We start from the raw sequence: 11,880 nt of genomic DNA on the forward strand, positions 1-11,880 counted from the left end.
GACCCTTGCAGGTTCAGGACCCTGTTCCTGTGCCTGTTAATGCTGCCCTGCGCGCTGGGCAGTCTGGCCTCGAGTCACCGGGAGGCACCGCTTATTTCCAATGATCCGCTTGCCGACAACACGGATTTATACGCGTTCAAGAGCCCCGATGACCCCAATTCCATTACGATTATCGCCAATTACATCCCGTTCGAATCGCCCGAGGGTGGGCCCAACTATTTCAATTTCGGGCCCAATGTCCGTTACGAGATCCACATCAAAAACAAGGCAGGAACGCCTGGCGATGATATTACCTACCGCTTTACGTTTTCCAGCACCAACGAAGACCCAACCACGTTTTTCAACATCCGGCTGGGCAAGCAGAACCTCAAAACCACCTATAAATGCGAGAAAAGTACGGACGGCGGCCAGACTTTCACCACTATCATCGCCAGCGGCGTAGTGCCTCCGAACAACATCGGGCCGCGTTCGATCGAGGGAAAAACGGTGGGATTGGAAGCACCGGACTACAATTCGCTCGTGGAGAATGCCATCGCGACGGCTTCCAGCGGTGAAAAGGTGTTCTGCGGGCCTGTCGACGATCCGTTTTTCGTAGACCTGGCGGGCGCGTTCGACGCGGGTAATTTCCGGCCGGAAGGCAACAGTACCAATGCCCCCAAAGACGGCCTTGCCCGCTTCAATGTGCACACAATCGCATTAAAAATCCCCGTTAACCTCCTGCAAAAAGACGGCAAAAACGTAGGCCAGGCTTCCAGCATCCTCGACCCCGACTACGTGATCGGCGTGTGGGCATCGGCCAGCCGGCAGATGATCAAGACGCTTTACAACGGCGGTGACGTGGGTTACGACGGTCAGTATGTGCAGGTGTCTCGCCTGGGCATGCCGCTCACCAATGAGGCCGTGATCCCGCTGGGCATGAAGGACAAGTGGAACTCGGTAACCCCTTACGGCGGTAACGATCTGCAATTTGCCCCATACTTCAAAAACCCCGAGCTGGCATTATACATGGACGACTCGCAGTTCGGTACCGCGGTGCCGTCTCTGAGCGCATTGCGCATTCAGGCCAACTCGCTCGGCGCATTCGATTTCCGGAACGGCAAACCCGGTTTGTATGGGTTGAAAGGCAGCTCGGCGTTGACTGGCACCGCGCTGGACGACGCCGTATTCGGTACGCTGCTGCTGCCTGACAATGCAAGCCCGAGGGCAGTGGATTTGTTGCCGATATTCTTTACCGGCGTGCCCAACGTCATCCCTTATCAACTGGCGACAGGAAAAGGAAATAATCCGCTGGCGAAAGGCAAGCCATTCATTCACAACTTCCTGCCGACGCTCGGCGATATGCTGCGGCTGAACATGGCAGTGCCCGCCACGCCGCGTAACGATCCGAAATTCAGTCCGCTGGGGCTGGTACAGGCGGCGGTGCTCGGCATTACCGACCCGGCCTACAACGGCAACACCGACCTGCAATGGATACCGAACATGGATGGTTTCCCCAACGGGCGGAGGCTGGAAGACGATGTGACCACGATCGAGCTGCAAGCCGTATCGGGCGTGGTACTGGCAGCGGTAGGGCTCTTTTACGACGACGCTACCCCGCAGGCACCGGTTTCGCAACAGCTGCTGAATGTACTCACATTCACCGCCGGACCTACCAAAAACGACGCGCCTTTGAAAGGCAGCTTCCCGTACCTGGCGAACCCGTGGAGAGGATATGATTATCCCGAAAAAGCCCGCTTCTGATCCCACACTTTTATCGAAAAACAACATGAAAAATCTTCTGTATCTGATAGGGGTCCTGGCGATCATGTGCGGCGTGAGCACGCAATCCATGGCATCGTCGCACCGGGAAGCCCCGCTTATTTCGACCGACCCGTTGGCGGATAACACCGACGTGTACGCTTTCAAAAGCCCGGTCAACAAGGAAAACATCGTGCTCGTGGCGAACTACATTCCGTTCGAGCACCCGGCAGGCGGTCCCAACTGGTATTCGTTCGGTGAAAACATCCGCTACGAAATCCATGTGGATAACAATGCAGGCACGCCCGGAGCGGATATTATCTACCGCTTTACTTTCAAGAAGATGAATGAAGATCCGTCGACATTCTTCCTGATCCGTTTGGGCAAGGAAAACCTGAAAACCACCTACACCTGCGAACGCAGCACCGACGGCGGCCACAGCTTCTCCACCATCGTGTCCAACGGCATTGTACCACCGCCGAATATCGGTCCCCGGTCGATCAAGAGCACACCGGTAGGATTGGGTTCGGAGTATAATGCATTGGTGGACAAGGCGATCATGACCGCCAGTACGGGCGAGAAGATATTTGCCGGTCCGGTAGACGACCCGTTCTTTGTGGACCTGGGCGGTATTTTCGACCTCGGTAATGTGCGTAAAAGCGGTGCGCGGGATGGTGTGGCCAAATTCAACTGTCACTCGATCGTGATCGAAGTGCCGGTGGCTACTTTGCAAAAAAGCCATAAAACCGTCGCCGAAGCGAGCAATATCCTCGATCCCGACTATGTGATCGGCGTATATGCTTCTTCGAGCCGGAAGAAAATTACGACACTTTACGGCGGCGGCGACGTGGGCTACGATGGCGAATGGGTACAAGTATCGCGCCTCGGCATGCCGCTGACGAACGAAGCGGTGATCCCCATCGGCATGAAAGACAAATGGAATGCGACCTCGCCGGCTAATGACCTGCAATTTGCCAAATACTTCACCAACCCCGAGCTGGCATTGTATATGGACGACTCGCAGTTCGGCGGCGCCGTACCGGGCCTGGCCCCTTTGCGTATTCAAAGCAAATCCCTGGGTTCGTTCGACTTCCGCAATGGTAAAGCAGGTTTGTATGGGTTAAAAGGCAGCCCGGCGCTGGACGGTACCGCATTGTCGGAAGCCGCATTCGGTAGCGTGCTGCTGCCTGACGCTACCAGCCCGCGGGCCGTGGATATCCTGCCGATCTTCTACACCGGCGTGCCCAACCTGCCGCCATACCAGTTGGCAACCGGCAAGGCAGGAAACCCGTTGGCAGCAGGTAAGCCATTCATTCACAATTTTTTACCGACATTGGGCGACTGGCTGCGGCTGAATATGGCCGTTCCCGCCACGCCGCGTAACGATCCGAAATTCAGCTCTCTGGGCCTTGTACAGGCAGCGGCACTCGGCCTCACCGACCCGGCTTACAATGGCAACAAAGATCTGCAATGGATTCCCAACATGGACGGCTTCCCCAATGGACGCCGCCTGGAAGACGATGTGACGACGATCGAGCTGCAAGCGGTAGGCGGGGTAGTACTCGCAGCCGTGGGCCTCTGGTACGACGACTTCGTGCCGGGGACCAGCACCAGCCCGGTAACGCCGCAACTGGTGAATGTGCTTTCGTTCAATGCAGGTGTGACCAAAAACGACACAACGCTGAAATCCAGCTTCCCGTACCTGCAAAACCCATGGCCAGGTTTCCGTGGCCCGAGCTACGAAGGCCCCGGCCCGGTTTCGATGGAGCCATTGGCTGTGACGATCAACAATTTCGACTGTCTCACCGGCAGCTTCATGTTCGGCCACACAGGAGGCGTACCGGGTAATACGGTGGAATATTCCGCGGCTGGCGTCGTAAATGGCGGTTGGAGCACGATGGTGAGCCGTAAGGTGGAGCCGGAGCTGTTCAAAGATAACAATAGCAGCGGTGTACTGTGGCTCAAAGCACGCTACGTAGGCGACCCATCGTCGGAAGTGACGATGAAATTCGACTTCCGCGCTTATTGCGGCAGCAAAACATGGCGCCAGGGCGTGTCGGAAGCCGACGAGCAGGCCGTGCCATTGAGTGCGGTCGTGATGGGTAACCCCAGCACGAGCGATGAAGTGGTGATCGAAATTCGCGGTGCCGGCGGAAAATCCGTCCGCCTCGATCTGGCAAACAACAAAGGCCAGGTGATCGGTCATCAGTCGATCGCGAAAGCCAGTGCCAATGAAAGGCGCGTTGTGAAGCTGAGTGGCCAGCCGGGCATTTACTTCGTGCGGATCACTACGGCGAATGACCGTTACACAGTAAAAGTTTTGAGAAAATAGGTAAAACCCGAAGCCGGGGACAAGTGCCCCGGCTTTTATCAATCCTTCCGCATTAAACCTGATCAAATCATGAAAATCTCTCAATCGATAATGCTTGTGGCGCTGGTGGCATTGCTGTGCGGCTGTGGTGAAAAGAAGGAAAATGCGCAAACATCAGAAAAACAGGTCGCTACCAGCCAGATACCGGCGTTGTACGAGCGCCAGGGCGAACTCGCCAATGCGGCAGAATGGCCCAAAACCAAAGAAAAAGTAAAAGAATTAAAGCAGAAAATTGCCGAAAACCCTTCCGACGTGAAACCGCGCCTGCAGGTGGCCGTCATTTACCTCTCCGAAGCCCGCATTACCGGCGAGCATCCCTACTATTATCCTGCCGTGCTGAAGATATTGGACGACGTGCTGGCGATCGAGCCGCAGAATTTCGAGGCGACCACATTCAAGGCATCGGTGAAAATGTCGCAGCACCAATTCGCCGAAGCACGGGAGCTGGCGCAAAAAGCATTGAAAATCAATCCGAACAACGCCTATGTGTACGGCGTGCTCGTGGATGCGAATGTAGAGTTGGGCAACTACGCCGAAGCGGTGGCGATGTCCGACAAAATGCAGGCCTTGAAGCCTTCGCTCGAAGCCTATTCGCGCGCTTCGTATCTGCGTGAGATACATGGAAATTACCCCGGCGCGATCTCGGCCATGAAGCTGGCCGTGGAGGCGGGCCTTCCCGGATCGGAACCCCAATGCTGGGCAAAAACGACGCTGGGCCATTTATACGAAACTACCGGTCAGCTGAAAGAGGCTGAAATTCAATATAAGGAAATCCTCGCCATGCGCCCGAGCTACGCATTCGCATTGCGCGGGCTTGCGCAGGTTGAAAAGGAATCCAAACAATACGATGCCGCTTTGAAAAACCTGGAAAATGCGGCGAAGATCATGCCGGAATTTTCTTTTCATGAAGAAATGGCGGATATCTATTTGCTGCAAGGCAAAAAACAGGAGGCGGCCGACAAGTACCGGGAAGTAGTAAAAATGCTGGACGAAGACGCCCGCTCCGGCCATGCCGTGGACCTCGAACTTTGTAAACTCTACACCAAATCCGGTCAGCTCGATTCCGCAATTGCTTATGGATTAAAGGAATATGCGCACCGGCCCAACAATATCGATGTAAACCACGCATTGGCCGAGGCTTACTTCGGACAGAAAAATAATGAAAAGGCCAAACAGCATATCGAGGTGGCATTACGTACCGGTAGCCGTGATCCGGAACTGCTGCAGGTGGCCGGTGCCATTGCGCTCGCAACCGGCGACAAGGTGCAGGGAAACCGGCTTTTAGCACAAGCTAAGAAAACGAACCCTAGATTTGTGCTTTGAAACAACCTTCACGCCATGATTTGACGAATATGAAAAGAGTTATACTGTTGTTCGTTCTGATGCTTGCCGGGCTGCACGCCTATGCGCACCTGGGCGGCATTTCGGGAGTGGTGTACGACCAATCCACGAGGCTGCCGCTGAAAGGCGTCACCGTGCAGCTCTCGGGGACGGGCAAGGCGACTATCACCAATGAGCTGGGCCAATACCGCTTCGACGACCTCATTGCATCGAAGTACAAGGTGGAACTCTCGCACGTAAGTTTCCGCGCACAGGTGCTGGAAGTGACAGTGACCGACGATGAAACGGCCTTCCTGAAAACAGACCTCGCCACAGCCAATGTCGAGCTCAGCGAAGTTACCGTTTCAGCGCAGCGCGCACATGACCAGCAGCTGATCAGCAACCTCGATATCCGGCTCCGGCCCATTGTGAACTCCCAGGAAATCCTGCGTATTGTACCGGGTTTGTTTATCGGGCAGCACGCAGGTGGCGGTAAGGCAGAGCAGCTGTTCCTCCGCGGCTTCGACATCGACCACGGGACGGACATTCGCCTCACGGTGGACGGTATGCCGGTGAATATGGTGTCGCACGCGCACGGGCAGGGTTATGCCGACCTGCATTTCGTGATCCCGGAGCTGGTGAATGCAGTGGATTTCAAAAAAGGACCTTATACAACGGATAAAGGCAACTTTTCCACCGCCGGCTGGGCCGATTTCCGCACGAAGGACGCACTCGAAAAGTCGTTCGTGAAGCTGGAAGCCGGACAGTTTGATACTTATCGTGCGGTGGCGGGCATTGATTTACTGGGACAAAAAGGGCGGGACAAAAACCAGTCGGCGTACATTGCTTCGGAATATTCATTCACTAATTCCTACTTCGACAACCCGCAGAATTTCAATCGCCTGAACCTCGTCGGCAAATACCACGGGCACATTACGCCGAATACCAACCTGACATTGACGGCCTCGACATTTTGGAGCAAATGGAACCACTCAGGACAAATCCCGGATCGCGCGGTGGAGTCGGGGCTGGTCGGTTTCTATGGTTCTGTGGACCCCACCGAGGGCGGCGAAACGAGCCGTACCAATTTCAACGCGCAGTTTGTGACGGTCACCCCGCGTAATTATGTTATTAAAAACCAGGTATTTTACAGCAATTACAACTTCGAACTCTATTCGAACTTTACGTTTTTCCTCGAAGATTCGCTCAATGGCGACCAGATCCGCCAGAAAGAACGGCGTAACCTTTTCGGTTACAACGGCAGTATTTCAAAGGAATCTTTCATGGGTAAAACCAGCTGGACCACGACGCTGGGCGTACAATACCGTCACGATCTTACCAAGGGTACGGAGCTTTCGCACACCAGGAACCGCACGGAAACCCTCGAACCATATAAACTCGGGAATATCAACGAGCTGAATGCAGCCGTATATCTGGACGAGCTGGTGCGGCTGACCGACCGGTTTTCAGTGAATGCGGGCGTTCGCGTCGATTATTTCCGGGACCAGTACGAGGATTTGCTGGCGCTGCCGGTGACGAAACAGCACGCGGGCGACGCCATCGTTTCGCCGAAACTCAATTTGTACTACACCTTCAACCCGCGCCTGCAACTGTACCTGAACAGCGGAAAAGGGTTTCATTCCAACGATACGCGCGTGGTGGTGCCGCAGGGCGGAAAACAGATCCTGCCCGGTGCGTATGGCTCGGATCTGGGCGTGATTTTCAAGCCGTTTCCCAAAATGGTGGTCAATGCGGCGGCGTGGTACCTATGGCTCGCACAGGAGTTCGTGTACGTGGGCGACGCGGGCGTGATCGAGCCGAGCGGCAAATCGCGGCGGCAGGGTATCGACCTTTCGGTACGTTACCAACTCACCAAAACGCTCTATTTCGACGCCGACTTCAATACCGCCAAACCGCGTGCGATCGGTGAAATGGAGGGTGCGAATTACCTGCCACTGGCGCCGGTATTTACCTCTGCCGGAGGCTTGTCGCTGCAAATGCCGAATGGTCTGAACGGTTCGCTCCGTTACCGCTACATGGCTAACCGGCCTGCGAACGAGGATAACTCGATTGTCGCAAAGGGTTATTTCGTGAACGACCTGCAATTGAATTACACCCAAAGCCGCTACAATATCGGCCTCTCCGTACAGAACCTGCTCAATACCAAATGGAAAGAAACGCAGTTCGCCACGGAAAGCCGCCTGAAAAACGAAACCGAGCCGGTAGAGGAAATCCATTTCACGCCCGGCACGCCGTTCTTTGCCAAGCTAGGCGTGACGCTCTTCTTCTGATTGGGGTGTAGGTTCGGTGTTTTTGTGGCGACCGGTAAGCCCGAAAAAGATAGCCACAAGCGCCAGTCCGCCGAAAAACCAGAGGCTGAGGGTAAGATTGTAATAAATGATCGCGATGAGGCAAAGTCCTGATATGCCTAATGCGATGGCAGGAAAATAGGGGAATAAGGGCACGGTAAACGGGCGTTCGAGCTGTGGTTCCTTACTCCGCAAGGCAAAGAGCGCCACCATGCTGATCATATACATTACCACGGCGCCCAATGCAGCGAGGATGATCACCTGGTCGGTAGTGCCGAGCGACAATGCGATGCACCCTGCGATGCCCCCGGCCACCAATGCCCAGTGCGGCGTTTGGAAGCGTGCATTCACATTGCCGAGGAAAGAAGGGAGGTAACCTTCCCGCGCGAGCGCGAAAATTTGTCTTGAATACCCAATCACCGTTCCGTGGAAGGAAGCGATAAGCCCGAACAGGCCCAGGCTGGCGAAGAGCTGGGTAAGCCCGCTGTCGCGGCCGAGCACGATGCCGAGCGCGGCGGGCAGGGGATAATCGATGTCGCTGAGCTGCGTCCAGGGTGCAATGCCGCCCGTAAAAATCATCACAGCCAATGCGAGTACCACGAGCGTGAGGATGCCGTAAATATATCCCCGCGAAATGGTTCGTTTGGGATCTTCGACCTCCTCGGCCACCATCGCCACGCCCTCGATGGCGAGGTAGAACCAGATCGCGAACGGCAATGCCGCGAAGACGCCCGCCCAGCCGAACGGCATCGGGTCGGCGGTGAAAGTTTCATAGGAGAAATGCGGCGCTACAATGCCGATGTAAATCAGCAGCTCCACCACCGCCAGGATGGTTACCACCAACGAAAATGTGGCCGACTCTTTGATTCCCAGTAAATTAATGACAATGAATATCGCATAGCAGGCGAATGCGACTTCCAGCACCTGCAAATTGGGATACAAAAAATGGGTATAACTGCCCAGCGCGAACGCGATGGCCGGCGGGGTTACGAGGAATTCCACGAGCGTGGCGTAGCCCGCAATGAGTCCGCCCCACCAGCCGAATGCGCGGTAGGCGTACGAAAACGGCCCGCCCGCTTGCGGAATGGACGTGGTAAGTTCCGTGAAACTGAATATGAATGTCACGTACATGACCGTCACCACCAGCGTGGCGATGAGGAAGCCTATCGTCCCCGAAACGCCCCAGCCGTAGTTCCAGCCGAAATATTCCCCCGAAATAACAAGCCCGACGGCAATGGCCCAAAGGTGGATCGGTTTGAGGACTTTTTTGAGCGCAGCGGTGTTTTCGGCAGACATGCAGGATTGGTTTGACTAATTGATGGCAGTACAATATAGTCTATAACTGTCCCAAAGCCATTTGATACTATTGAAAAAATATCGCCAGCCGTATTTTGTTTTGTAAAATTACCTGGGCGCAGTACGGAGGTAGTCGCCAAGCTGGGGTACTTTGTCGGTATTGAGGTAATCCACGCCGAGCGTCATCATGGTTTTCCATGAGTTGATATTGTCGGGTGTGGCCCAGATACGCACCTTTTTGCCGAGGTCGTGCATGTCGTTGATCATCTTCTGGATCTTCTTTTTGTCTTTTTCCAGCATTGGCCCTTCGCCGTTCCATTTGGAATAATGCTGAAATGCCTGGCTAATGAGCCCTATATGTCCCATTTGGGCAGGTGTATACACGTTTTCGGGGCGGCCGTCGAAGTAAATGAAATTGGGATATTTCTCGAAAGACGAAGCGTCGGGCACATTGCCGCTGACGACGATCCTGATGCTGCCGGCAGGTGCGAGTATTTTTTTATGCGGTTCCAAAACCTTGATCAACGCGGCCAGTGTCGCTTCGCCTTCCGTTTTGAGGTCGATCAGCAATTGCAGCGGCACATTGTCCTGCGGGTAAATACTGCCGTTGTTTTTTTCGGTTTTTTGGAGAATAGGAAGCAGGTATAATGTTGTAAACGTGCGGCCAGGGCGAATGTCTTTGAGGTTATGGGCTACAAAAAGCGAGTCGTCGACGAGGAAAACATCTGCCTCCACCGATCCGAACTGCTGCTCGTACGCCTCTTCAAAAGGACGTGCCCGTTCATAATCATTGTGGGAATGCGCCTGGGCGGTGGAGTAGGACTTAACGCTTTGGGCCGCAACGAATTGAATGGACAGAATAGTACTAATGAAGAAAAAGGTAAATTTTTTCATGGACGAGATCGGTGGTGTTCTGACGGGGAATCAGTTCGATAACGCAATCTTTGGTGGTTTGATTTCTCGATCGGAGAATTTTCTACGGATTTTTTGGGATTAAAGGAACAAAATTTCAAGCGATGCCGGGATGATTTTAGAATATCATTATTTTTAGCCCGACATATCACAAACCGACATCTCATTAAACAGACGCCTGCATGAGCCAAAATTCTCCTCTTTTCCGAAAAAAAACCGTCGACCAGATTCTGAAAGATGCCCATTCGGGAGGTGAGGGGGAACTTGCCAAGGTGCTGGGGGTGCGCGATCTTGTGTCGCTCGGGATCGCGGCCATTGTGGGCGCGGGGATTTTCAGTACCATCGGGCTGGCGAGTTTTAACGGCGGACCGGCGGTCTCGCTGCTGTTCATCTTCACGGCCATTGCCTGCGTATTTACAGCGTTGTCGTACGCGCAGTTTGCCAGTACGGTGCCCGTGTCGGGCAGCGCATACACCTACGCGTACGTAGCGTTCGGCGAGCTGTTCGCGTGGATCATCGGCTGGGCCCTTATCCTCGAATATGCCGTTTCCAATATGGTGGTGGCCATTTCGTGGTCGGAATATTTCGTGAGCATGCTGAAAGGCTTCGGTATTACCCTGCCCGGCTGGCTGACGATCAACGGCGAATCGGCGCGGGAAGCATTTCTGAAATTGCAGGCATCGGGCGCTGCCAGCCTGTCGGATTACGAGCGTTTTGCGGCTTCTGCTTACGAGTCCGCGCCCACGATCGGTGATTTGCATATCCTGCTCAATCTCCCTGCCGGGCTCGTGACATTGCTCATCACGGCGCTGGTCTACATTGGTATCCGCGAGTCGCGGACGGCCAGCAATATTATGGTGGTTTTGAAGGTAGGGGTGGTTTTGCTGGTCATTCTCGCCGGCGCATTTTATGTAAAACCTGAAAACTGGTCGCCCTTCGCACCCAACGGTATGAAAGGCGTTTTGAGCGGCGTCGCGGCCGTATTCTTCGCGTTCATCGGCTTCGACTCCATTTCCACCACCGCCGAAGAATGCCGCAACCCGCAGCAGGATATGCCCAAGGCGATGATTTACTGTCTCGTCATTTGTACGGTATTATATGTGCTTATCACATTGGTACTCACCGGGATGGTGAATTACAAGGAGCTGAAAGTGAGCGACCCGCTGGCATTTGTATTCCAAAAGAACGGCCTGGATTTTATGGCAGGTGTAATTTCCGTCAGCTCGGTGATTGCGATCACGAGTGCATTGCTGGTGTATCAGTTGGGCCAGCCGCGCATCTGGATGACCATGAGCCGCGACGGCCTGCTCTGGAAGCGTTTCTCAAAAGTCCACCCCAAATACCAGACCCCTTCATTTGCGACTATCGTTACGGGTTTCGTGGTAGGTATCCCTGCCTTGTTCTTCAAGATGGATTTCTTCGTCGACCTGACGAGCGTGGGTACATTCTTCGCCTTCATCCTCGTGTGCGGCGGCGTGCTCTACCTCGATCATAAAGGCATTTCTGCGCGATCGAAATTCCGGGTGCCTTATATCAATGGCAAGTTCCTGGTAGGAGCGCTGTTTTGTCTGGCGGTTGTGGGCTTGCTGACTTACGGCGAGGCCATTATCCTGGAATGGCGGCTGATGAGCTTTGCCGAAATCATGGAGCACAAGCTGCTGACGATCATTTTCTGGATCACCTGGTGTACGCTTTCGATATTGAGCTACCAGCATAATTTCTCCCTGCTGCCCGTGGCCGGTATCCTCACAAACCTTTACCTGATGACCGAACTCGGCGCTTCCAACTGGCTGATTTTCGTCATCTGGCTCGCAATCGGCTTGGTGATTTATTTCAGCTACGGGTACAAGCGCAGTAAGCTGGCGGGGAAGTAGTTTTTGGCCGATGACGGCTGACCGCTGACGGCTGACGGCCGACCGATGACCGCCGGGATGT

At 54.4% G+C, this 11,880-nt stretch carries 7 protein-coding genes; 5 read left to right on the forward strand and 2 right to left on the reverse strand.

Going from position 1 to position 11,880, the window contains the following annotated elements; translation table 11 throughout:
- The first annotated feature begins 39 nt into the window (after positions 1-39).
- From H144_RS0111485 to H144_RS0111500, 4 genes are all read left to right on the forward strand, one after another.
- Positions 40-1,740, forward strand: coding sequence for a DUF4331 domain-containing protein (locus tag H144_RS0111485; RefSeq protein ID WP_033402588.1), 1,701 nt, complete (start codon positions 40-42; stop codon positions 1,738-1,740).
- Between the two features lie 25 nt (positions 1,741-1,765).
- A complete protein-coding gene (locus tag H144_RS0111490; RefSeq protein ID WP_019942211.1) occupies positions 1,766-4,069 on the forward strand; it encodes a DUF4331 family protein in 2,304 nt (767 codons plus the stop codon).
- A 69-nt stretch (positions 4,070-4,138) separates the two neighbouring features.
- Positions 4,139-5,431, forward strand: a complete 1,293-nt coding sequence (locus H144_RS0111495; RefSeq protein WP_229207883.1) for a tetratricopeptide repeat protein — start codon at positions 4,139-4,141, stop codon at positions 5,429-5,431.
- Between the two features lie 29 nt (positions 5,432-5,460).
- The gene (locus H144_RS0111500; protein ID WP_019942213.1) at positions 5,461-7,719 is read left to right on the forward strand and encodes a TonB-dependent receptor; all 2,259 of its coding nucleotides are present in this window, start codon (positions 5,461-5,463) and stop codon (positions 7,717-7,719) included.
- On the opposite strand, the gene eat is transcribed toward H144_RS0111500, so the two are convergent.
- The gene (gene eat, locus H144_RS0111505; RefSeq protein WP_019942214.1) at positions 7,696-9,033 is read right to left on the reverse strand and encodes an ethanolamine permease; all 1,338 of its coding nucleotides are present in this window, start codon (positions 9,031-9,033) and stop codon (positions 7,696-7,698) included. The two genes, H144_RS0111500 and eat, sit on opposite strands and share 24 nt — an antisense overlap.
- 108 nt (positions 9,034-9,141) lie before the next feature.
- Complete coding sequence (locus H144_RS0111510; protein WP_019942215.1) at positions 9,142-9,927, reverse strand: phosphatidylinositol-specific phospholipase C/glycerophosphodiester phosphodiesterase family protein; 786 nt, start codon at positions 9,925-9,927, stop codon at positions 9,142-9,144.
- Between the two features lie 200 nt (positions 9,928-10,127).
- On the opposite strand from H144_RS0111510, the gene H144_RS0111520 reads away from it, so the two are divergent.
- Positions 10,128-11,819 (forward strand): amino acid permease, encoded by a 1,692-nt coding sequence (locus H144_RS0111520; RefSeq protein WP_019942217.1) that lies wholly within the window; start codon positions 10,128-10,130, stop codon positions 11,817-11,819.
- Positions 11,820-11,880: the final 61 nt, after the last annotated feature.

The sequence above is a fragment of the Dyadobacter beijingensis DSM 21582 genome, from assembly GCF_000382205.1.
GTDB lineage: Bacteria > Bacteroidota > Bacteroidia > Cytophagales > Spirosomataceae > Dyadobacter > Dyadobacter beijingensis.